We start from the raw sequence: 23,251 nt of genomic DNA, 5'->3' as shown, positions 1-23,251 counted from the left end.
AGATGCGCCCCCGACGGACGTCCGTCACCGAGCGTATCGTGAAATCGATACGTCGGCGTTATCAAACCGAGACTAATACACGACTTCTTCGTTGCCGTCGGCGGTCTAGTTCGGCACCGGAGGCGGTGTCGTCGGGTCCACCAAGTGGCAACGCTGGATCTCGTATTTGGGCACCCGGTCGATGCGGTACTTCGCGAAATGCAGCGACTGGATGACGTTGTGCTTGAACCGATCCCAGGTCAGCGGCGCTCGGTAGGAGGCCAGCAGGTCCTGGGTGGCCGGGCACGACAGCGCGGTCCGCGCCTGGCGTACCCACTTCTCGTCGAGGAACCACGGCATCCACGGATGCTGGTCGACCATACCGGTATCGACGACCACCCAGTCGGGATACAGGTTCTTGTCGTGCCCGATACGTCCGTCGGCCAGCCGGTCGGTGTGGGCGGCCAGCGGATAGGCCAGGCCCTCCTGGTCGATGACGCGCACGCTCAACGGGACGTTCATGCTGGTCATGCCCAGGTTGAGGAAGTAGACGGTGTGCCCGTACCCGCCGGGCGGAATCGGCAGCGGCGGCGGCGCGACGTACCACATCATGAACGACGGCGAGTTGATCAACAGTCCGCCGTCCGGCGTGGCGGCGATGTCCTGCAGCATCGCCCGCATGCGCGGGTAGTCCAGATAGTCCTCGGCCAGTACCGGATGGTCGTGCCCACTGTTGAGGACGTAGTAGATCCGCTCGTCCACGATGCCCGAGGCGCTGATCTGCCCGCCCGAGGTGTCCGCGGTCGTGTTGGCCGCGAACAGCGCCCAGCCGACCGTCCCCACCCAGGCGATCAGCGACAGGGCGAACGACCACCGCAGCCAGGCGGAACGTTCGCCGACCGGCAACCGGACCGGCAGCACCGACACCGGCAACAGCAGGCAGAACAGCTGCGGCAGCAGCATGCGGCCGTGCATGAAGTCGCCGCCGACCCGCATGTTGAACAGCACGAGCAGCAGGCCGCCGCCGACCATCAGGGTCACCACCGCGGCCGGGGAGCGCAGCCACCGCCCCAGCCGGACCCATCGCCCGGCATCGGCGGCAACGGTGGCGCCCGTCGTCCGGTGGCGCCTGCCGCGCAGCAGCACCGCGGCCACCACGACGAGGATCAGCAGCGGAATCCACAGGTAGTAGGGGCCGATCAGATCCCACAGATATTTCAGGCCCTGACCCCATTTCGCACCGCCGGCCTCCTTGGCCACCGCGGTGTTCGGATAGGGCAGGCCGTAATAGCCCATGCGCCAGATCTGATAACCGACCGGCACCGCGCCGGCGACCGCCACCAGCAGCGCGCGAATCAGCAGCGGGCGCAACCGGGTACGCGGCACCGGCGCGAAGAACAGCATGAGCAGGGCCAGACCGCCGATGACGGTCATCTCCGGCCGGACCACCCAGCACAGACCGGCCCAGAAGCCGGCCACGAGAAGTTGTGCCAGGCCGGGCTTCTCGTCCTGACTCCAGCGCAGCAGCAACCACCACAGCACGCCGAGCCAGAAGATGACCAGGCAGTTCTCCAGGCCCGAGGTGGCGTAGTCGCGAGCCGGCGGCACGGCGATGTAGACCAGCGCACCGGCGGGCAGCAGCAGCGTCGGCGCGGTGGCGGTGAACGGGCGCCACAACCGCGCCGAACCCACCATGGCGAAGACGACGGCCAGCAGCGAAAGGGTCAGCGCGACAGCCAGACCGACGTATTCGAGCCGGGCGTCGCTGATCCAGCTGAAGAACCAGATCACATAGGTCCAGGCCGCGCTGGTGTTGGTCTCCACCCGCTCGCCGGCATTGAAGACCGGGCCGTTTCCGGCCAGCAGATTGCGCACGGTGCGCAGGACGATCAGGCCGTCGTCGGCGATCCAGCGCCGTTGCCAGGCGCCGATACCGAACAACGCGACGGTGACGAGCACCCCACCGACGAATACCGTGCGGGAGAGCACCGAAAAGCGGCGCGCGGCATCGCCGTCGCGCTGTAGTGCGCGATCGGACGACTCCGCGTCTGCCCCCTCCCCGTGTTCGTCTCCCGCTACCAGCATCTCGTCAGGTGAGATAGACAGCGACACCTACCGCTCCGATCCAGGCGATGGCCAGGAGCTGCAATATGCGATCCCCCAGCGCGATCTCTTCGGGTTCCCCGGCCTCGCCGCCATCGACGTCGACCGCGTAGCGCAGGACTGCGATGGTAAACGGAATCATCGAGATCGCGAACCACTGGGTGTGCTTGTGATCGGTTTCGAAGGCCCACAGCCCGTAGAAGACCACCACCGCGGTGGCCGACAGGGTCCAGATGAAGCGCAGGTAGGTGGGTGTGTAGTACTGCAGCGACTTGCGGATCTTGGCGCCGGTGTCGAGCGCGATCTTCAACTCCGCGTAGCGCTTACCCGCCGCCATGAACAGCGAGCCGAAGGCCATGATCAGCAGGAACCACTGCGAGAGCCGGATGTCGGCGGCCGCGCCACCGGCGACCGCGCGCAGCAGGAAGCCCGAGGACACGATGCAGATGTCGAGCACCGCTTGATGTTTCAGGCCGAAGCAGTACGCCAGCTGAATGCCGATGTAGACCGCCATCACGACGGCCAGATGCCAGGACGCCAGGAACGAGCCCGCGATCGAGCCGACCAGCAGCACCGCCGAGAGCGAGTACGCCAGGTTCACCGGCACGATGCCGGCCGCGATGGGCCGGAACCGCTTGGTGGGGTGGGCGCGGTCGGCCTCGACGTCGAGCGCGTCGTTGACCAGGTAGATACCCGAGGCCGCCATGCAGAACACGATGAACGCGATCGCGATATGGGCGACCACGGTCGCATCCGCCAGCACGTACGCGCCGGAGGCCGCGTCCTTACCGGCGGCCAGCGGCGCCGCCAGCACGAGGACGTTCTTCACCCACTGCCGTGGCCGCACGGCCTTGACGATTCCGCCGGCCAGCGTCTTCGGCGGACCCTTCAGGACGGCTTCGTCGAGGTCGGTGCCGGTCGGCTCTTCACTCATATCAGCGAGGGTTCTTTCCTGTGCGGTCACTGGCGAATCTCTTTTCGGCGGCTAGCACGGCTGCGGCGGATGCCGCACCCAGAGCGGATCCGGCGAGCACGTCGGAGGGATAGTGCACTCCCAGAACGACCCGGGAGAGCAGCATCGGCGGCACGAGCACCGCAGGCAAGGGTAGCCCGGTCAACTTCCCGAGCAACACGGCCGCCGCCGTCGTGGAGGTGGCGTGCGAGGACGGGAAGCTCAGTTTGCTCGGCGTCGATACGTTGACCTGCACCGATGGGTCGTGCGGGCGCGGGCGCCGGACGATGCGCTTGATGACGACCGAGGCGGCGTGCGCCCCGAAGGCGCCGACCGCGACTCCGGCCCACTGGCGCCGGCGGGACTTGTCGACCAGTGCACCCGCGGCGCCGATGGCCATCCAGCCGAGCGCATGCTCACCGAAATGCGACATCCCGCGCGCGGCCTTGATCACCGGCGGCGTGCCGATGGCGCCCTGCACCGCGTTGAGGATCTTGACCTCCGCGGGCTTGGACACCTCGGGGTCCGCCACCACCTGCAGATGCGGGGCGCCTGCCGGATCGGAGGAGGCTGGGGCGGTCATTTGTCCTCACTAGTGTTGATTCCGAACGCGTTCTCCCACGCCGCGGTGCTGGTCAAGCGGGCGTGTGCGGCACGGTACCGCTCCCGCAGCTCCGGGAATCGGGCGGCCAGTTCCCGGCGCAACCGCATCGCCTCGGCGAACAACTCCCGGGCCTGACGCGGATCACGCTTGCGGTACACCACACCACGCCCGTCGGCTGTGGTCACGGTAACCCCGTCGACCTGCGAGAGCAGGAACCAACGCGCGTCCAGGGTCGGGACGTTCAACTGGGGGCGGTCGTGATGTTCGGTCTTGGCCTTGCGCAGGTTGTGCACCACGCCCTTGCCGAGCCGGACGACCTTCGCCAGCGGATTCGACGGTTCACCGACCGCACCCACATCGGCGCCGCTGGGCAGCGGCAGGTCCGTCGAGGAGCCGACGATCACCGCGTCGGGGAATTCCTTCCGCATCGTGGCGACCTGCCCCAGGGCGGTGGGCAGCAGTTCGAACAGCTTGTCCGGCCCGGCGAGGAAATCGCGGATCGCCTGGTTCTGAATGGCGACCGTCGAATATTCCAGGCACAGCAGATGTTTCAGCGTCGCCTTGACCGTGTTCACGATCATCGGGCGGCCGTCGTTGCCGAGGTGCAGGGCCGCGACCACCAGGCGATTGCGCAGGTGGAAATAGGCCTGCCAGTCGATGGCGTCGTCCTTGTCGCTCCACGCCATGTGCCAGACCGCCGCACCCGGCAGCGTGACCGTCGGATATCCGGCCGCGCGGGCGCGCAGCCCGTATTCCACGTCGTCCCACTTCAGGAACAGCGGCAGCGGCTGCCCGATCTGCTCGGCCACCACGCGCGGAATCACGCAGGTCCACCAGCCGTTGAAATCGACATCGATGCGCCGGTGCAGCAGTTTGGAATTGTCGCGGTCGCGCAGCGGATATTTCGAGAAATCGTGGTCGTATTCGACATTCGGCGCCGCGGTCCACATCCAGATACCGCGGTCGACCACCTCGCCCATGGTGTGCAGATGCGAGCGCTCCTGCAGATTCAGCATCTGCCCACCGACCAGCGTGGGGGTGCGGGAGAAACGGGCGAAGGCCAGAGCGCGCAGAATGCAGTCCGGCTCGATCTCGATATCGTCGTCCATGTAGACGATGTATTGCGCGTCCGTGGTTTTCAGCGCCTCGTACATGACGCGGCTGTAACCGCCGGAACCGCCCAGATTCGGCTGATCGTGAATCGCGAGCCGATCGCCGAGAACCGCGGCCGCCTCGGCGAATCCGGGTTCGTCGACGGCCTTGCGATTGCCCTGATCGGGAATGATCACGGCCGTGATCTTCTCCAGCACCAGCGGATCCGAGCCGAGGGCCGCGAGGGTGTTCACACAGTCGGTGGGCCGGTTGAAGGTCGGCATGCCCACCGCGATGCTGCCCTCACCGGGCGCCTCGATCGGCGCGTACCAACCACCGCTGCGCAATTCGACCGCGGAGTCGGTGGTGATGTCGAACCAGATCCAGCCGCCGTCCTCGAACGGCGCCAGCTCGACCTCGAATTCGACCGTGGTCACATCGGCCGGTGCGGTGAGCGATTCACGGCCCGCCGTGGTCGTCGCGAATTCGTTACCGCGCACATGGATTCGGGAGCCGTCGGCCTTGGAGCGGTAGACGTCCACCCGGCCGTGCCCGGACAGGTCCAGGCGCAGCACCACCGATTCCAGAATGGTCCAACGCCGCCAGTAACTGGCCGGCACCGCATTGAAATAGGTGCAGAACGACACTTCGGATTCGGCGCCGATGGAGAGCGAGGTGCGCGTGGGGGCGTGCGCGCGGCGAGCGTTCGTCGCCGATTCCTCCAGATACAGCGTCCGCACATCCAGGGGCTCGCCGGGGCGAGGCAGGATGATGCGCTGCAGCAGGGATTTCGCGCGGGTCTCGGTGCTCATATCCTCGAGGGTCACTTGTGCGGTCATTTCACTTCCTGCATCCGCGGTACGGGCCGGTGGCACATTACTCGGAATCGCCGGCCGTGAGCGGTGCGCCGGATTCCAGATGCGGGCGCAGCACGTTGTCGAAGGTGCTCAGCGCGCTGCCGATGGCCATATGCATGTCGAGATACTGGTATGTGCCCAGACGGCCGCCGAAGACCACCTTGGCCGTGGCGGTTTCGTTCTTCGCCCGCTCGCGGTAGGCCAGGAGTTTGGCGCGGTCCTCCGGGGTGTTGATCGGGTAGTACGGCTCGTCGCCGGTCTGCGCGAAGCGAGAGAATTCGCGCATGATCACGGTTTTGTCCTCCGGATAGCTGTCACGCTCCGGGTGGAAATGGCGCGGCTCGATGATGCGGGTGAACGGCACATCGGCATCGTTGTAGTTCATCACCGAGGTGCCCTGGAAGTCGCCGGTCTCGAGCACTTCGGTCTCGAAATCGATGGTGCGCCAGCCCAGTTCGCCCTCGCTGTAGTCGAAGTAACGGTCCAGCGGGCCGGTGTAGACGACGGGCGCGTCCGGATTCTGCGCGCGGATTTCGTCGCGAACCTCGAACCAATCGGTATTCAGGCGCACCTCGATCAGATCCGATTCGGCCATCTTCTCCAGCCAGGCGGTGTAACCGCCTGCCGGCAGACCCTCGTAGGTGTCGTTGAAATAGCGATTGTCGAAGGTGTATCGCACGGGCAGCCGGGTGATATTGCCGGCGGGCAGTTCCTTGGGGTCGGTCTGCCACTGCTTGGCGGTGTAATCGCGGACGAACGCCTCGTAGAGCGGGCGGCCGATCAGCGAGATCGCCTTTTCCTCGAGATTCGCGGCATCTTTGGTCTCGATCTCGGCGGACTGCTCCGCGATGAGCGCGCGCGCCTCCTCGGGACCGAAATAACGTCCGAAGAACTGCGAGATCAGCCCCAGACCCATCGGGAACTGGTAGGCCTGTCCCTTGTGCATCGCGAAGACCCGATGCTGGTAACCGGTGAACTCGGTGAACTGATTGACGTAATCCCACACTCGCTTGTTGGAGGTGTGGAACAGGTGGGCACCGTACTTGTGGATTTCGATTCCGGTTTCGGGGTCCGCCTCCGAATACGCATTACCGCCCAAGTGGTAGCGGCGCTCGATCACGAGCACCCGCTTACCCAGCAGGTTGGCGGTGCGTTCGGCAACGGTCAGCCCGAAGAATCCGGAGCCGACGACGATCAGATCGAAGGGAGCTGCGACGGTCACGGGAGCCCAGCGTAGCCGTAGCGGGTCACCACGTCTGCACGCCGTAGGTCTCGCCGGCGGGGATGGTGGTCACGGCCGTGCGCGGACCGGGACGGGTAGCGGAATATCGCCGCGAGGGGCCGGGAGGTGTTCACCGAGGCGTCACCGGGGGTTGACGTAGACACCGCTCGGTTTCGGCCGCGCCGGCGCGTAGCCGGGCTGTATATACGGAGAAGCCATATCCGCCGCCCCTGTCAGTACGGGTAGGGCGGCTGACCGTAGTAGGCCACGGGCGGATAGGCGGGCATGCCCGCGCCGCACCACCGCTTCGCCGAACCGGACAGCGTCAGGCTCAACATCAGCACCGCGAACAGCAGTCCGATGATGCCGCCGATCGATGCCGCGGGCACGCCGTTGGCCAGCGCCATCACGATTCCCGCGAGACCACCGAGCAGTCCGAGCGAGGACAGCACGACCAGCATCACCCGCCCGGCATTCTTGTGGTTCATCAGCATGATTCCGCCGACGGCCCACAGCAGCGCGATCAGGCCGTCGACCGCGGCCATGATGTAGAAGATGTCGGCCGAACCGCTGCTGTGCGAACGGTAGGAGCCGTAAGAGTGGCTCACACTGTTCGCCGCACTGAGCAAACCGATGATCCCGAACGCGGCCAGCAGCGCCAGCAGGAGTGCGAAGACTCCCGCGGTGATCGCCGCACCCCCGCTCGGACGCGGCTCCTGATAGCCGTAGGGCGCATAGCCCGGCGCCGGATATCCCGCGGGCGGATACCCGGGCGGCGGGTAGCCCGCCGGCGGATAACCGTTCCCCCCGTAGCCTGGCCCGTACGGATAGCTCATCGGCCTCCCCCTTCTCTCGGGCAGGCACTCTACCGCCTGCCGACGACGTCGGTACGAGGTGAACCCGCATCACGGGGAAGCCGGCTCACCGGATGAGATCTATCGTCGCCGGAGCGGTTGGCCCATCCTTACGACCGGGATAAAGCGGTGCCCGAGAACGTGGTTCGGTCCGGTACTTCAGTAGGCGACGGTGAAGCGGGTGCGGGTGTGGCGCTGCTCCTCGGCCTCGTCGAGGAGGGCGACGGCGAGGTCTTCCATCGAGATGTGCGAGGCGCCCGTGCTGTCGGTGACCAGTTCGTCGGCGCCGACCCGGTAGGTTCCGCGGCGTTCGCCGGGCTCGAGCAGTGCGGGCGGGCTGAGATAGGTCCAGTCGACATCGGTTGTCGCGCTGCGGAACACCTCTCGTTGCGCGTGGCAGGCCAGGGCGATCGGACGCCAGTCCGGCGGGAAATCCGGCCGTTGCATGACGGTCGTGCCGGTGCCGGGCACGATCAGATCGCCCGCGCCGCCGACGACCAGCAGGCGGATTCCGGTGCCGCGCAATCCGTCCAGCAGTGCCGCGGCCACGTCCGCCAATTCGTATTCGTGCCCGGGGCGCGGCCGCGTCGCGCTGATGACCACATCGCTACCGGCGGTGACATCCTTCACCTGGGCCGGGTCGGTGGCGTCGGCGGTGCGGAAGCTCGCCGCGGCGGGCAGATCGTCCGAACGCTCGCCGCGGCCGACCGCGGTGACCTCGTGGCCGCGCGACAGCGCCTCGCGCACGATGCGGCTGCCCGCGATGCCCGCCGCGCCGAAAACGGTGATACGCATGGTTTTTCACTCCTCGATCGATGAAAGTTGCCGTGGGTCGGCGAGTTCGGGTGCGTCGGTGACCGACGGCGAGAGCGGCTCCGAGTGCTCGGACGGCGGCTTCGCGTGATCGCCCACCTGCCCCAGCACCGTGCCACCCAAGGCGATCACCATGCCCAGCACCTGCAGCGGAGTCAGCGACTGCCCGAGCGCGAGCCAGCCGATCACCGCCGCCGACAGCGGACTCAACAGGCCCAGGAAGGCGACCGATGTGGCCGGTACCCGAGCCAGACCGCGGAACCAGAGGGCATAGGCGGCCGCGGTACCGAGTACGCCGAGATAGAGGTATCCGCCGATCGCCGGGGCGTCCAGCACGGGCGGCGCCCCCTCGGTGATCAGCGCCAACGGCAGCAGTACCACCCCGCCCGCGGTCAGTTGCCAGCTCGTGAACGCCAGCGGGCCGACACCTTCGGGCCGTCCCCAATGCCCGGTCAGCACGGTTCCCGCGGCCATCGATGCCGCACCCGCCAGCCCGGCCAGCACGCCGATCGTGTCCAGGGCGGCATTCGCCCGCAGCACCACCAGCGCCACCCCGAGCATGCCGATCGCTCCGGCCAGCAGCTTGCGACCGCTCGGCCGCACCCGCAACAGCACCGCTGCGAAGCCGAGCGCGAACAGCGGTGCGGCCGAACCCAATACGGCCGCCACGCCGCCGGGCAGCCGGTACGCGGCGAGGAACAGCAGCGGGAAGAAGGCGCCGATGTTGAGCACGCCGAGCAGGGCGGCACGGCCGATCCAGCGGCCGCGCGGCAGCACCCGGGTCGCGCCCAGCAGCACCAATCCGGCCGGGAGGGCTCGCATCAGCGCGGTGAACATCGGCCGCTCCGGCGGCAGGAATTCGGTGGTGACGGCGTACGTCGTCCCCCACACCAGCGGCGCCAGACCGGTGATCGCGAGGATCGCGGCAGTCGAGCCGCGGGCGGCGACGGTACCTGTCATGACGGTATCTCCTCATTGATAATCTCAACGTTGAGATAATCGGACACCAGAGAGTGTCTTGATGTCAAGTATCTGAACGTTGAGATATTCGCCCGGGAGGAGAGCGCTGTGAGCGACGCCGTGGACCGGATCGTCGCGGACTGGGGTCGCGCCCGCCCCGACCTCGATGTCTGGCCGACCCACGTCATCGGCCGGTTGAAGCGCATGGGCCGCCGGCTCGAGCGTGAGATGAAGGAGTTCTTCGCCCGCTACGGACTCGAATACTGGGAGTTCGACGTGCTGTCCACGCTGCGCCGCTCCGGTGGGCCCGACGGCCTCACGGCCGGTGACTTGATCAAAGCCACCATGGTGACCTCGGGTGCGATCACCAATCGCATCGACCGCATGGCCGCCAAGGATCTGGTCCGCCGGGTTCCCGATGCGAGAGACCGGCGAACCATTCGCGTCCAGCTGACCGACCACGGCCTCGACGTGATCGACGAGGTCATGCCGCTGCACGTCGACAACGAGATCCGCCTGCTGTCCGGGATGAGCCGAACCGAACTGGACCAACTCGCCGACCTGCTCCGCCGGCTCTCCGAATCACTGGACGACACCTCGCTGGGTTGAGCGAGGTGGGCACACGTCGTGCCCCGCTCCGGCCGGGACGACGGCTTACCCGGCCGTGTCACATCCGGCGAGCGACGCGGCAGCGGTCCGCCCCTTATTCGGGTCGGGAAGCCGCTGCGGCCGGGGCGCTCGCGGTGTGGTCCGGCGGCGCGATCCCCGCGGCGGGCGGGCCGACGGGTGATCCGGTCGCGGAGGCCGGAGTACCGGCCGCGTCCGCCGGGCCGGGGTGGGTCTGCGAATCCTGCCCGCTAGGAGCCGGTGGCGGGGTGGGAGCCGCGGCCTGCGCTCCGGCGTCCTCCCCCGCGCTCTGGCTCACCTGCGGCGCGATCTGCAGCAGGCGCGCGTAATCGACGATCTGGGCGCCGAGGGTCGGGGTGGCGATGATGACACCGCCCTGGTACAGGCGGAAGGTTCCGACCTTGCCGGGCAGCAACGACTCCGGCCCCATCGGATCGCCCAAAGGCCCTGCCGCGCCGCCGCTTTCGGCGTACTTCACATCGATGGCGGAATTGCCGCGGACCGCTTGCTCGGGGACCGCCGGCGCGGGTGCGGCCGGAGCTTCGGGCACGGCCGGCGCGGCTTCCAGCTCGGCGGGCGTCGGCCCGACCTCGAGGGTGGTGATGTCGATCGGCTGCCCGCCGCCCGGCGCCGCCGAATACTCCGTGCGCAGGATATGGCCGTCGCGCATGAGGACCTGGCCCGCGGTGGCGTGGACCGCGTCGGCCGCGCGCGGATCCTCCTTGTCGGTGCCGGGATACATCTGACAGTCGGTGGTGTCGCAGGTCTGGGCATATGGGTAGCGGTGTTCGGCCAGAGCGTACGAGCGGGCCGCGATCGCCTGCGCCCGCAGCGCTTCCGCACCACCCTTGTCGGCCCATTCGGCCTCCATCTCGGCCGGGACCACACCGAGCAGATAGTCCTCGACGTCGAGCTGGTTCACCGTCGCCGGCTGCCCGTTGTCCTGCGTAACGCCCAGTGCCCCACGGAAACTCGAGCCGTCGCACACCTTCAGATGTTCGGCCTCGGGCCGGTCGGGACCCGGGTCGGCGGGGTAGGCCCAGGGGTCGTCGGTGGAACCCTGCCACAGCACATCACCGTCACAACCGATGGTCACCACGACGTTCGCGCCGCCGTCGGGCGTCGGAGTCAGGTGCGCGGCCTGTCCGGCCACCACCCGACGGCCGGCGACGGTCAGCCCGGAATCGGAGTACACGTCCAGGGTTTCGTTGTCGTAGACCGTGAGCCGCACCCGCACCGTGGTAGGCCCGATCGTCGCGAGCTGGGCGCCCGGGTAGTAATGCGCCAGGATGCCGTCGGCCGTCGCGCCCGCGGTGGCCTGGTCGAACGCGCCGACCTGGCTCATCCCGCGCCCGTGCCCGGGACCCGCGGCCGCCTGATAGGCGGCGTTGCGAGTACCGGAACCGAACATCGGCACCGCGAAGGCGACGACGATTCCGCCGGTCACCGGCACCACGACCAAGCCGATCAGCGCCCCGCGCCGCATTCGCCGCCGACGCAGCAGTCCACCGTGCCGGCGCCGGGGTCGGCTCGTGAATCCGCCCGCCACCCCGTCCGCGGGTGTGGCGTTCGGGCGATCCGGCGGCGCGGCGCCGGTCCGAGCGGCTTCGGTCCGGGTCATCGAACCCTCCTGTGGTGTGCGGACAGCGCCGATCGGCCGTCCCGGCGCGCACTCGGGCGGGGGTGAGCCATCGTGCCTCCCAACGGGTTCGGCGAGCCGGGTGGTTGATCGAACGCACCGCTCGCTCGGCATGTCCTGACCTCGCGTGGCTACTGGAAAGTTACATTCGAGCTATCCTAGCTCTAATCCTCAACCAAAGGTTTAGATCTGCGGCATTTGGGACTAGTGTGACCATCGATCCGTCAGGAATCAACCCCGCGCGCCCACCCCTGTTCCCCGCTGACGGTCACCGGTTCTACCTGAATGGGAGATGCTCGTGCCGTACCGCCGCCCGAAACGTTCCGTCGTCCTGCCCGTGGTCGCGACTCTCGCGGTTGCCGCCCCACTCGCGACGCTGACACTGCGCGATGCTCCCGGCTATCGCCCAGCGGGTGACAGCGACCTCACCGCGATACCCGCGCAACTCGCCGAGGTGGCCTTGGCGTCCGCCCCCGACATCGTGTTGCCGCTGCGCGAACTCACCGGATTGAACCTGCCGGATCTGCGGCTGTCCGACCTGCGGAAGCTCCCGCTGCCGAAGTCGATTCCCGTCCCGCCCGGCCTACCCGCCCCGCCGGGCGTGCGACTACCCAGCGAGATTCCGCTACCCCAGTTCGGTGATCGAACGACCGCCACACCGACCCCGGCGCCGTACGCCGGACCGGTCACCCCGCAGGCTCCCGCCCCCGCCGCGTCCCCCGCGCACGCCGGCCCCGGCTTCATCGCCGCCCCGCTCGACCCCGCACAGGTTCCGGGCATCGACCCGGCCGCCCCCGCCCTGTCCCCCGGTGCCGTACCACCGGATATGGCCGATCAGGTCGGCGCGGAAGTCAAGGAACTGACCCGGGATACGCCCTTCAGCATGGTCGCGCTGACCGCGAAGGAACTGGCCGAAACCACCGCCCTGATTCGCGCCCAGCAGGCCGACGGCAGCTGGGGGCCGTGGTTTCCGGCCGACCGGGTCGACACCGGTCGCACCGATCACGCGGGCGTCCCGGCCCGGACCGGTACCGAACCGATCTACGTCGGCGAGACCAAGGCTGTTCAGATACTCACCACCCACAAGGCGATCGCTCCGGCCGCCGGCCGCTCCGACGATCCGGCGCAGCAGGCCGCGTCGCAACTGTCGGCGGTGCTGATCGATCCCGGGCGCGGCGCGATCGACGACAACCTGACTTCGGTCGCCGCGCCGCTGCCGGGCGGCGGGCCGAAGGTGATCAGCCGCGCGCAGTGGGGCGCCGACGAATCGCTGCGCTGCGAGGAGCCCACCTACGACGACGGGCTGGGTGGAATCACCGTCCACCACACCGCCGGTCGCAACGACTACAGCAAGGCCGAATCCGCCGGCATCGTGCGCGCGATCTACGCGTATCACGCCAAAACGCTGGGCTGGTGCGATATCGGCTACAACGCGCTGGTCGACAAGTACGGCCAGATCTTCGAGGGTCGCTACGGCGGCCTGGACCGCCCGGTCGAGGGCGCGCACGCCGGTGGTTTCAACGAGAACACCGCGGGCGTGGCGATGATGGGCGATTTCGAGACCGCCGCACCCAGCGACGCCCAGCTCCAGGCCACCGGGCAGTTCGTCGGGTGGCGGGCCAAGATCGCGGGACTGGATCCCGAGGGCCACACCACCATGTATTCCGAGGGCACCGACTACACCCCGTACGCCGAGGGTGCGGCGGTGGACCTGCCGATCGTGTTCGCACATCGCGACGTCGGCAACACCACCTGCCCCGGCGATGCCGCCTATGCGCGCATGGACCGGATCCGCGAGATCGCCGCGGGGGTTGCCGCCGACAACGCGCCCGCGGCTCCGAAAGACCAACGGGCGCACGCGGACCTGGCAGCGCTGGCGAATCTGACCACGCGGCTGCTGAGCATGGTCGACAAGAACGCCATCGCCACCTACTGGGCGGGACAGGGCGGCCCGGACGGACGTCTCGGTGCCGCCTCCTCCGAACCGACCCCGACCGGGGACGGCGGCCAGTACGCCAAGTTCGTCAACGGATACGTCTACGCGGCGCCCGACGGTTCGATCGTCGAACTGGCCGGCCAGATTCTCGACCGCTTCGTTCAGCTCGGCGCCGAATCCGGACTGCTCGGAACGCCGCTGCGCAATCCATACCCGGTTCCCGGCGGCCGGCGTGCCGATTTCCGCCTCGGCTCGTTGATCCTGAACACCGCCACCGGTGTGGTCACCACCCTGCTGAAACACGGTGGCGCACAACCGGACCCGGCGGGGGATCCGATTCCGCAGGCCTTGCCCGCCGCGGACGCGCCGGCCCCGCCGGCGGCTCCGGACACGGGGCCTTCCGATCCGCAAGCGCCCCCGGCGGCACCCGATGCGCAAGCAGCACCGGAGGCACCGCCCGCGCCCGCTACCGAAGCGCCGAACCCGGCCGCACCCACACAAGAGGGGGCGGTGCGAGAAGCACCGCCCGCGCCCGAGTCCGCTGTGGCGGCGCCGTCCCAGCCCATTCCTCCCGCCCCCGCGGGCTGAGGGCTGGGGCCGAGAGTTCGCGTCACCCTGAATTTTTCGTGCAAACCTCCACCCGAATGCGCGAAACCCGCTCGAAGCGGCGAGGTTTGCACGATCAGTTCAGGGCAAAGCCACCCTGGCGGACGGCCCTAACTCTCCCACCAGCGCTCGAGCACCCGCGCCACGCCGTCCTCCGAATTGGAGGCGGTGATCTCGTCGGCGGCGGCAAGGGCTTCGGGGTGGGCGTTGCCCATCGCGACGCCGTGGCCGGCCATGCGGAGCATCGGCACATCGTTGGGCATATCGCCGAAGGCCAGGATCGCCGCCGCGTCCACCCCGAGCCGCTCGGCGACCACACTCAGGCCGGCGGCCTTGGTGATACCCGGCGCGGACAGTTCGATGAGTCCGTTGTTGGTGGAGTAGGTGATGTCGGCGCGCCCGGCCAGGTGCGGTTCCAGGGCCGACTGCATCTGGGCGCTCGGCGTTCCGCGCAGCCGGATCAGCATCTTGATCGCCGAGGCCGAGATGACCTCCTGCCGTGAGACCTGCGTGTCGTCCGGATTCAGCCAGGCGTGCTCGTACTCGGGCGAGCTGACGAATTGCGGCGTCGCCGCATCGTGCGCGCTGCGGCCGACGCGCTCGGCCGCCAGCCCACAGCCCGGCAGTACGCGCTCGGCGAGGTCGGCGATCCACGCCAGACTCTCCACATCCAGCGTGCTGGTGTGCAGGATGCGGTCGGCGGCACTGTCGTAGATCACCGCGCCGTTGCCGCAGACGCACAGCGGAGGAAAGCCCAGCCCCTCGATCACCGGATCGATCCAGCGCGGCGGACGGCCCGTGGCCAGCACGAACGGCACACCGTCGGCGATCAGCGCGGCCACCGCGGTACGGGTGCGCGGCGTCACCCGTTCCCATTCGTCGAGCAGCGTGCCATCGACATCGGTGGCCACCATCTTCGGCTTCGGCAGACGCGTCACCTATTCCATCCTGCCCGAAATCGCGGCGCGGCTGTAATCGTTTGCCCGCGCCCCGCCTGCGAGCGGGCCGGAAGTGGTGCACGATGTCACCGGTGGACTCGAGACCATTCCCTATGATCAGGGGCTAGTAACCGACCCGAGGGGACCGATGACCGGCTTTCTGCTACGACGTGCGCTCAACTATGTCGTGCTGCTGGCGCTGGCGTCGTTCCTGGCCTTCAGTCTGGCGTCGCTGACATTTCGCCCGCTGGACAGCCTCGAACAGCGCAATCCGCGACCGCCGCAGTCGGTGATCGACGCCAAGGCCCACGAACTGCATCTCGACCAGCCCATCCCGCAGCGCTACCTCACCTGGGTCGGCGGCGTGGTGCACGGCGACTTCGGCACCACGCTGACGGGGCAGCCGGTCAGTCAGGAACTGCCGCGCCGGATCGGGGTCAGCCTGCGGTTGCTGATCGTGGGCTCGGTGGTCGGAACCGTCCTCGGTGTGCTGATCGGCGCGGCCGGTGCGATCCGGCAATATCGCTTCACCGATTACTTCACGACGATTATTTCCCTGCTGGTGCTCAGCACGCCCGTATTCCTCTTGGCGACGCTACTGAAATACGGTGCACTGGAAATCAATTCGGCCACCGGTCAGCAGATATTCCTGTACACCGGGGAAACGTCGGCCAATGCCGTACACGGGGTGTGGAATCAGTTCGTCGACCGGTTACAGCACATGATCGTCCCGACCCTCGGCCTCGCCCTGGGCGCGATGGCCGGTTACAGCCGCTATCAGCGCAACGCCATGCTGGATGTGCTGCAGAGCGATTTCATCCGTACCGCGCGGGCGAAGGGGCTCACCCGCCGCCGCGCACTCTACAAACACGGTCTGCGTACCGCGCTGATTCCGATGGCGACGCTGTTCGCCTACAGTCTCGGCGCGCTGATCACCGGCGCCACCTTCACCGAGAAGATCTTCGGATGGCACGGCGTCGGTGAATGGCTGGTCGATGCGATCAATGCGCAGGACATCTACATCGTGGTGACCGTCACGGTGTTCGCGGGATTCGTGGTGCTGGTTTCGGGCCTGCTGTCCGACATCGTGTATGCGATTCTGGATCCGCGAGTGCGGGTCGGATGATCGGGGCGAGACAGTGACCGAAACCGAGATCATCGCGCAGGGCGCGCCGGAACCCGCTGCCGCCGGTCGCCGAAAGCTGGTGTGGCGCAGGTTCCTGCGCAACAAACCCGCCATCGTCGGCGCGACCGTGCTGATCATCATGCTGATCGGCGCCTTCGCGATTCCGCCGTTCCTGTCCTACGACTATCAGCAGCGCGACCCGTACGCACTGCTGCAACCGCCCTCGCCGCAGCATCTGTTCGGCACCAACGAGATCGGCCAGGACATGCTGGCCCAGACCCTGCACGGTTTGCAGAAATCGCTGATCATCGGCATCTGCGTGGCGGTGCTGACCTCACTGATCGCGGTCACCGCGGGGTCGATCGCCGGTCTGCTCGGTGGGTGGACCGACCGGGCGATCATGTGGCTGGTCGATCTGCTGCTGGTGGTGCCCAGTTTCATCATCATCGCGATCTTCGCGCCGCGCACCAAGGGCAGCAGTTCGATTCTGCTGCTGATCGTGCTGCTGGCCGGATTCAGCTGGATGATCAGTGCCCGGATCGTGCGCGGATTGACGATGAGCCTGCGGGAACGCGAATTCGTCCGCGCGGCACGGTACATGGGCGCGTCGACGCGTTCGGTGATCGTCACTCACATCGTGCCGAATATCGCGTCGATCCTGATCATCGATACCACCCTCGCGGTCGGCGCGGCGATCATGTCCGAAACCGGTTTGAGCTTCCTCGGATTCGGCGTGCAGCCGCCGGACGTGTCACTGGGCTCGCTGATCGCCTTCGGCACCAAATCGGCGCTGACCTTCCCGTGGTTGTTCCTGTTCCCGGGTGGTTTCCTGATCGCGATCGTGCTGTGCGCCAACCTCGTCGGCGACGGCCTTCGCGACGCCTTCGACCCGAGTTCCAAGGGGGCGCGGGCGGGCCGCAAGGCCGGTAAGCGGGACAAGGCGCTGCGCGGAAAGTCGGCGCGGACCTCCGGTGCCGGTCCGGATGAGCAGTCGGACAAGAGGATTGAAGCGGCATGACCGATCGCACCACCGAATCCGCCGACCGCGCGGACTCGCGCCGCGCTACGACCGCACCCCTGCTGGAGGTCTCGGACCTGCATGTGTCCTTCCCCGGCGAGGAGGGCCGCATCGACGCCGTGCGCGGCGTGAACTACACCGTCGCCGACGGTGAGGTGCTGGCCATCGTCGGCGAGTCGGGTTCCGGTAAATCGGTGTCCTCGCTGGCCGTGATGGGGTTGCTGCCCGATCAGGCCCGCATCCGCGGCTCGATTCGCCTGCGCGGCAGGGAATTGCTCGGCATGGGCGACAGACAGCTCTCGGCGCTGCGGGGGACTCGGGTCAGCATGGTCTTCCAGGATCCGCTCTCGGCGCTCACCCCGGTCTACCGGGTCGGCGATCAGATCGCCGAAGCGCTGGTCGCCCACAAGAAGATGAGCAAATCGCAGGCCGCGGACCGGGCGGTGGAACTGCTCGACCTGGTCGGCATCCCCGAACCTGCGGTGCGCGCCAAGGCTTTTCCGCACGAATTCTCCGGCGGTATGCGCCAGCGCGTGGTGATCGCGATGGCGATCGCCAACGATCCGGAATTGATCATCTGCGACGAGCCGACCACCGCCTTGGATGTGACGGTGCAGGCACAGATCCTCGACCTGCTGCGCAAGGCCCGCGACATCACCGGCGCCGGCGTCATCATGATCACCCACGACATGGGGATCGCGGCCACCCTGGCCGACCGCGTGGCCGTGATGTACGCCGGTCGGATCGTCGAGAACGCCCCGGCCGTAGAGCTGTTCAACTCACCGCGGATGCCCTACACCGTCGGCCTGCTCGGTTCCATCCCGCGGATGGACGGTCCGGCCCGCGCGCCGCTCATCCCGATCGTCGGCGCTCCCCCGCCCATGCACGCCCTGCCGCCGGGCTGTCCCTTCGCGCCGCGCTGCCCGGTCTCCATCGACGACTGCCTGGCCGCGGAGCCGCCGCTGCGGGATACCGCGCCCGCGCACCGGGCCGCCTGCATCCGCACCGCCGAAGTGGGCACCGCGGAACTGTTCGCCGCCTACCGCCGCGACACCGACAGCGTGGCCGCGGCGGAAACCGCCGATTCGGATGTGGTGCTGCGGGTTTCGGGTCTGACCAAAACCTTTCCGGTCACCTCCGGTGTCGTTTTCAAACGCCGCACCGGTGAGGTGCGCGCGGTCGACGGCATCGATTTCGCGGTACGCAAGGGACGCACGCTCGCACTCGTCGGCGAATCCGGATCCGGGAAATCGACGACGCTGAGCCAGATCATGGACCTCGCCCAACCCGAGGCGGGCACGATCGAGGTCTTCGGCGAGGACGTCGCGACGCTGAGCAAGCAGCGCAAACGCGATATCCGCCGCAGATTGCAGATCGTCTTCCAGGATCCGTCCTCCTCGCTGGATCCGCGCCTGCCGATTTTCGACGCCCTGGCCGAACCGTTGCGGGTCGACGGCCGGTCCCGCGACGAAATCCGCAAGCGGGTACCGGAATTGCTGAAGCAGGTCGGACTGCGCGCCGAACACGCCGATCGCTATCCGGCCGATTTCTCCGGTGGACAGAAGCAGCGCATCAATATCGCGCGCGCGATGGCGTTGGATCCGGACATGCTGGTGCTCGACGAGCCGGTGTCCTCGCTCGACGTATCCATTCAGGCCGGGGTGCTGAACCTCCTGCGGGATCTGCAGGCCGAACGCGGACTGTCGTATCTGTTCGTCTCCCACGACCTTTCGGTGGTCCGCAATCTCGCGCACGATATCGCGGTCATGTATCGCGGCAAGATCGTCGAATCCGGGCCGGCCGAGCAAATTTTCGCGGCGCCGCAGCACGAGTACACCCGCGCGCTGATCGACGCGGTGCCCCTTCCGGTCGTCGCACGCTAGGAGTTCGTCGTGAGGATACGTTCGCGCGCACTACGTTCGGCCGCTGTTGTGGTGGCGGCCGGCGTGGGCATCGCGCTGGCCGGTTGTTCCGGGGTGAATACCACCAGCGGCCCGGCCGCCTTGGGCACATCCAACGACATCAATCCGCAGGCGCGCGAGTCGGTGCGCGAGGGCGGCAATTTGCGCTTGGCGATCAGCGCGTTCCCCGCCAACTGGAATACGTTGTCCACCGACGGCAACGAGCTCGAGATCGGCGAGGTCGTCTGGCCGCTCATGCCGCGCTCGTACAACATCGACGCCACGGGCAAATTGTCGGTCAACACAGACTATTTCACCGATATCCAGCTCACCGGCTCCGATCCACAGCAGGTCACCTACACCATCAATCCCAAGGCGGTGTGGAGCGACGGATCGCCGATCACCTGGGAGGACATCGCCTCGCAAGCGCATGCGCTGTCCAGCACCGACAAGCGCTATCTGATCGCGATCAACAACGGTTTCGACCGGGTCGAGAAGGTGGAACGCGGGGTCGACGACCGGCAAGCGGTCATCACCTTCAAACAACACTATTCCGACTGGCGCGGGCAGTTCGCCGGTAATGCGATGCTCTACCCGAAATCGGTGACCGCCGATCCGGAGACGTTCAACCATGCTCTGGCCGGCCACATCACACTGACCTCCGGCCCGTTCGCCGTCCAGTCCACCGACCGGACGCAGGGCCGAATCGTGCTGGCGCGCAATCCGAAATGGTGGGGCGACAAACCCAAACTCGACACCATCACCTACAGCGTACTGGACCGCTCCGCCTACGCCGCCGCCCTGCAGAACAACGAGTTGGACGCCGCGCGGCTGACCTCCATCGAGGATCTGGCGACCGTGCGCAGCAGTCCCGAATTGGTCGTCCGGCACGCTCCCGGAAATCTGTGGCGGCACATCACCTTCAACGGCGCGCCCGGTTCTATTCTCACCGATCCCGCATTGCGCGTGGCGATTTCGAAGGCGATCGACCGGCAGGGCATCGCGAACGCCATCGAGAACGGTCTGGTGGCGAATCCGAAACCGCTCGGCAATCACATCTTCGTCCAGGGCCAGGAGGGATATCAGGACAACAGCCTGCCCTTCGATCCCGATGCCGCCGCCCGCGAACTCGACGCCCTGGGCTGGAAATTGCAGGGCGACGTGCGCGTGAAGGACGGCCGCAAACTCGAGATCCGCGATGTGATGTACAACGATCCGACCTGGGTGCGGGTCGCGCAGATCGTGCAGGGCGATCTGGCGAAGGTCGGCGCGAAACTCACCATCGATACCCGGCCGGGTCAGGGATTCTTCACCGATGTGATGATCCCCGGCGATTTCGACGCCGCGCAGTTCCTCTTCTCCGGTGACGCCTTCCCGCTGAGCAGCATTCCGCAGATCTACGCGTACCACCCCGACGACGAGCAGAGCAATTTCGGCCGCATCGGCTCCCCGGAGTTGAATGCGCTGATCGAGCAGACCCTCAACGAGCTGGATCCGAAAAAGGCTATCGACCTGGCGAATCAGGTGGATCGCAAGGTTTTCGAAGAGGGTTTCTCGCTGCCGCTCACCCAGGATCCCGGTAACTACGGTGTGCGCACCACCGTCGCCAACTACGGCGCTCCGGGCCTGGCCTCCTACGACTACACCAAGATCGGCTTCGTAAGTTAGCCGCCCGTCCCGACGAAAGGAGAACGAGACCATGCGGATTCGTTCGACAATAACCCGGCTCGCGATCCCCGCGGTCGCGTGCGGACTGCTGCTGTCGGGGTGTTCGGGCTCCACGACCGGGTCCGGGAGTTCCGCTCTCGGCACGACCAACGACATCAATCCGCACGACGTCGCCGACCTTCGCGACGGCGGCAGCCTGCGGTTGGCGATCTCGGAGTTCCCGCCGAACTGGAACACTCTCCAGATCGACGGCAACAACTACGACATCACGGCGGTGGAAAGGCCGATGCTGCCGCAGGCATTCAGCATCGATGCCGCCGGTGGCACCCATCTCAACACCGACTACTTCACCAATGTCGAGTTGACCGGCACCGATCCGCAGACCGTCACCTACACCATCAACCCGAAGGCGGTGTGGACGGACGGAACGCCGATCACCTGGGAGGACATCGCCTCTCAAGCCGAGGCGCTGAGTGGTCGCAACCCGGAGTACCTGATCGCCAACAACATGGGTTTCGATCGGGTCGCGAAGGTCGAGCGCGGCGTCGACGATCGCCAGGCGGTGCTGACATTCAGCAAGCACTTCGGTGAATGGCAGGGCCAATTCTCCGGCAACAGCATGCTGTACCCGAAGTCGGTGACCTCGAATCCGGAGGCGTTCAACAAGAGCCTCGTCGACGGCATCAAGGTGACGGCCGGACCGTTCGCCGTCCAATCCACCGACCGGACTCAGGGCCGGATCACGCTGGGGCGCAATCCGAAATGGTGGGGTGCCGCGCCGAAACTCGACACCGTCAATTTCAGCGTGCTCGATTCGGCCGCACTGGTGCCCGCACTGCAGAACGACGAACTCGACGCGATCGGAATCGGCAGCCGTGGCGATCTGGTGACGGCTCAGGGGGTTCCCAATGTGTCCATCCGCCGCGCGCCGGCGTTGCAGTGGTCGCATCTGACCTTCAACGGCGCACCGGGTTCGATTCTGGAGGATCCCAAGGTTCGCGTGGCCGTTTCGAAGGCCATCGATCGGCAGGGCATCGCGAACGCGATTCAGAACGGTCTGGTCGCCGAACCCAAACCGTTGAACAATCACATCTACCTGGAGGGGCAGAAGGGGTACCAGGACAACGCCCTGCCCTACGACCCCGACGCCGCCGCCCGTGAACTCGACGCCCTGGGCTGGAAACTGCAGGGCGACGCTCGCGTGAAGGACGGCCGCAGACTCGAGATCCGCGATGTGATGTACAACGATCCGTCCTGGGTGCAGATGGCGCAGATCATGCAGCAGAACCTCGCCAAAATCGGGGTGAAACTCACCATCGACACTCGGCCGGGACAGGGCCTGTTCACCAATGTGTTCCAGAAGGGCGATTTCGATCTGGCACAGTTCTCCTGGGTGGGTGACCCGTTCCCCTTGGGCAGCATCAGCCAGATCTGGGGATACGACCCGAACAACTGGCAGGGCAATTACGGCCATATCGGTTCCCCGGAACTCAACGATCTGATCGAGAAGACCGTCTCCGAACTGGATCCGGCCAAGGCCATCGATCTGGCCAATCAGGTCGACCGCCAGATCTTCGCCGAGGGTCATTCCCTCCCGCTGCTGCAGTCACCCGGCATCGTCGCGACCCGGTCCAACCTCGCCAACTACGGCGCGCGCGGCCTGGCCACCCTGGACTGGACGAAAGTCGGCTACCTGAAGTGATTTCCGGAACCGGCCATCCGCTGGCCTATCCGGTTCTCACCACGATCGGCGCCCTGGTGATCTGCATCGCCTGGGCGCCGTTCGTTGATCCGGAACAGTTGGCCATGCTGGCGGCGGTGGGGCTGGTTGTGTTGCTGTACAGCGGGTTTCGTCTCGCGGTGGCGTTCGGGGTGGTGCCGTGGCGCACGATTCCGGCCGGGACGTTCCGGGTGAAGCGGGTACGCCAGCAGAACCGGTTGGTCAGCCGATCGTGGCTGGAACTGAGCTCCGGCGGCCGAACCCGTTGGCTGCCGGTCTATTTCGACCCTTCACTGGTCGGCCTCACGGAATCCGACGCCGACTGTGACGCCGCCGTGCTCGTGCACGGCCACCGCCTGTTCGCCTCCGGAGCGGTCCGTGACTCCGAACCGCAAGGCCGCCTGATCGACAACCCGACCCGCCCCGACCCCGACGGCCAGGCCCGCGCCGCCGCAGCCACCCGCCTCGGCCGCCGCCTCCTCCTCGACGCCCAATTCGCCGTCGTCGCCCCCTTCGCCGGCCTGTTCTGGATCTACGTCGCCGGCGGCGGCCTCCCCGCCTTCGCCGGCGCCACCGTGGTAGCGGCCGCCACCGCGACCTGGTTCGCCGCCATCCGCGGTTCGGATCCGAGTTGAG

18 protein-coding genes are annotated in these 23,251 nt (G+C 67.2%); 8 read left to right on the top strand and 10 right to left on the bottom strand.

The features are described from left to right. Window positions 1-105 precede the first annotated feature (105 nt). From RJ03_RS00590 to RJ03_RS00555, 8 genes are all read right to left on the bottom strand, one after another. Window positions 106-2,064: an arabinofuranosyltransferase AftB family protein gene (locus tag RJ03_RS00590; RefSeq protein ID WP_051024087.1), complete on the bottom strand. Its 1,959-nt coding sequence runs from the start codon at window positions 2,062-2,064 to the stop codon at window positions 106-108. Between the two features lie 4 nt (window positions 2,065-2,068). After that, window positions 2,069-3,016 (bottom strand): decaprenyl-phosphate phosphoribosyltransferase, encoded by a 948-nt coding sequence (locus RJ03_RS00585; protein WP_036497014.1) that lies wholly within the window; start codon window positions 3,014-3,016, stop codon window positions 2,069-2,071. Between the two features lies 1 nt (window position 3,017). Continuing rightward, window positions 3,018-3,551, bottom strand: a complete 534-nt coding sequence (locus RJ03_RS00580) for a phosphatase PAP2 family protein (RefSeq protein ID WP_036497096.1) — start codon at window positions 3,549-3,551, stop codon at window positions 3,018-3,020. A 62-nt stretch (window positions 3,552-3,613) separates the two neighbouring features. After that, complete coding sequence (locus RJ03_RS00575; protein ID WP_036497013.1) at window positions 3,614-5,569, bottom strand: glycosyltransferase; 1,956 nt, start codon at window positions 5,567-5,569, stop codon at window positions 3,614-3,616. Window positions 5,570-5,606: 37 nt separating this feature from the next. Continuing rightward, on the bottom strand, window positions 5,607-6,809 hold the full coding sequence (gene glf, locus RJ03_RS00570; RefSeq protein ID WP_036497012.1) for a UDP-galactopyranose mutase: 1,203 nt from the start codon (window positions 6,807-6,809) through the stop codon (window positions 5,607-5,609). Window positions 6,810-7,042: 233 nt separating this feature from the next. Next, window positions 7,043-7,645 carry a hypothetical protein gene (locus RJ03_RS34735; protein ID WP_051024086.1) on the bottom strand — a complete coding sequence of 201 codons (603 nt, stop codon included), beginning with the start codon at window positions 7,643-7,645 and terminating at the stop codon, window positions 7,043-7,045. A gap of 177 nt (window positions 7,646-7,822) precedes the next feature. Beyond that, the gene (locus RJ03_RS00560; protein WP_036497011.1) at window positions 7,823-8,458 is read right to left on the bottom strand and encodes an NAD(P)-dependent oxidoreductase; all 636 of its coding nucleotides are present in this window, start codon (window positions 8,456-8,458) and stop codon (window positions 7,823-7,825) included. Window positions 8,459-8,464: 6 nt separating this feature from the next. Continuing rightward, window positions 8,465-9,436, bottom strand: coding sequence for an EamA family transporter (locus RJ03_RS00555; protein ID WP_051024085.1), 972 nt, complete (start codon window positions 9,434-9,436; stop codon window positions 8,465-8,467). A 108-nt stretch (window positions 9,437-9,544) separates the two neighbouring features. On the opposite strand from RJ03_RS00555, the gene RJ03_RS00550 reads away from it, so the two are divergent. Next, window positions 9,545-10,045 carry a MarR family winged helix-turn-helix transcriptional regulator gene (locus tag RJ03_RS00550; protein ID WP_036497010.1) on the top strand — a complete coding sequence of 167 codons (501 nt, stop codon included), beginning with the start codon at window positions 9,545-9,547 and terminating at the stop codon, window positions 10,043-10,045. A 94-nt stretch (window positions 10,046-10,139) separates the two neighbouring features. On the opposite strand, the gene RJ03_RS00545 is transcribed toward RJ03_RS00550, so the two are convergent. Then, on the bottom strand, window positions 10,140-11,684 hold the full coding sequence (locus RJ03_RS00545) for a SpoIID/LytB domain-containing protein (RefSeq protein WP_051024084.1): 1,545 nt from the start codon (window positions 11,682-11,684) through the stop codon (window positions 10,140-10,142). Between the two features lie 310 nt (window positions 11,685-11,994). Here RJ03_RS00545 and RJ03_RS00540 point away from each other — a divergent pair, with 310 nt between their 5' ends. Then, complete coding sequence (locus RJ03_RS00540) at window positions 11,995-14,226, top strand: N-acetylmuramoyl-L-alanine amidase (protein ID WP_051024083.1); 2,232 nt, start codon at window positions 11,995-11,997, stop codon at window positions 14,224-14,226. A gap of 128 nt (window positions 14,227-14,354) precedes the next feature. Here the strand turns inward: RJ03_RS00540 and RJ03_RS00535 are convergent, their stop codons facing one another. Beyond that, complete coding sequence (locus RJ03_RS00535; protein WP_086007165.1) at window positions 14,355-15,158, bottom strand: Cof-type HAD-IIB family hydrolase; 804 nt, start codon at window positions 15,156-15,158, stop codon at window positions 14,355-14,357. A gap of 172 nt (window positions 15,159-15,330) precedes the next feature. Between RJ03_RS00535 and RJ03_RS00530 the strand changes: the two genes are divergently transcribed. Genes RJ03_RS00530 through RJ03_RS00505 form a run of 6 tightly spaced genes read left to right on the top strand, consistent with a single transcriptional unit; the run spans window position 15,331 to window position 23,250 of the window. Continuing rightward, window positions 15,331-16,308, top strand: a complete 978-nt coding sequence (locus RJ03_RS00530; RefSeq protein WP_036497008.1) for an ABC transporter permease — start codon at window positions 15,331-15,333, stop codon at window positions 16,306-16,308. Between the two features lie 13 nt (window positions 16,309-16,321). After that, complete coding sequence (locus RJ03_RS00525; RefSeq protein ID WP_051024094.1) at window positions 16,322-17,326, top strand: ABC transporter permease; 1,005 nt, start codon at window positions 16,322-16,324, stop codon at window positions 17,324-17,326. Further along, the gene (locus RJ03_RS00520) at window positions 17,323-19,209 is read left to right on the top strand and encodes an ABC transporter ATP-binding protein (protein WP_051024082.1); all 1,887 of its coding nucleotides are present in this window, start codon (window positions 17,323-17,325) and stop codon (window positions 19,207-19,209) included. The genes RJ03_RS00525 and RJ03_RS00520 overlap by 4 nt, the downstream gene beginning before the upstream one ends. Before the next feature lie 9 nt (window positions 19,210-19,218). Next, the gene (locus tag RJ03_RS00515; RefSeq protein ID WP_036497006.1) at window positions 19,219-20,895 is read left to right on the top strand and encodes an ABC transporter family substrate-binding protein; all 1,677 of its coding nucleotides are present in this window, start codon (window positions 19,219-19,221) and stop codon (window positions 20,893-20,895) included. Between the two features lie 31 nt (window positions 20,896-20,926). Further along, entirely contained in the window at window positions 20,927-22,597 is a 1,671-nt protein-coding gene (locus tag RJ03_RS00510; RefSeq protein WP_036497005.1) for an ABC transporter family substrate-binding protein, read from the top strand. Beyond that, window positions 22,594-23,250 carry a hypothetical protein gene (locus RJ03_RS00505; RefSeq protein ID WP_157163310.1) on the top strand — a complete coding sequence of 219 codons (657 nt, stop codon included), beginning with the start codon at window positions 22,594-22,596 and terminating at the stop codon, window positions 23,248-23,250. Before RJ03_RS00510 ends, RJ03_RS00505 begins: the two co-directional genes overlap by 4 nt. Window position 23,251 lies beyond the last annotated feature (1 nt).

It is taken from the genome of Nocardia aobensis NBRC 100429 (assembly GCF_000308375.1).
Classification (GTDB): domain Bacteria; phylum Actinomycetota; class Actinomycetes; order Mycobacteriales; family Mycobacteriaceae; genus Nocardia; species Nocardia aobensis.
Note: the sequence above shows the minus strand (reverse complement) of the source record. Positions and strands in the feature narration are given on the sequence as shown.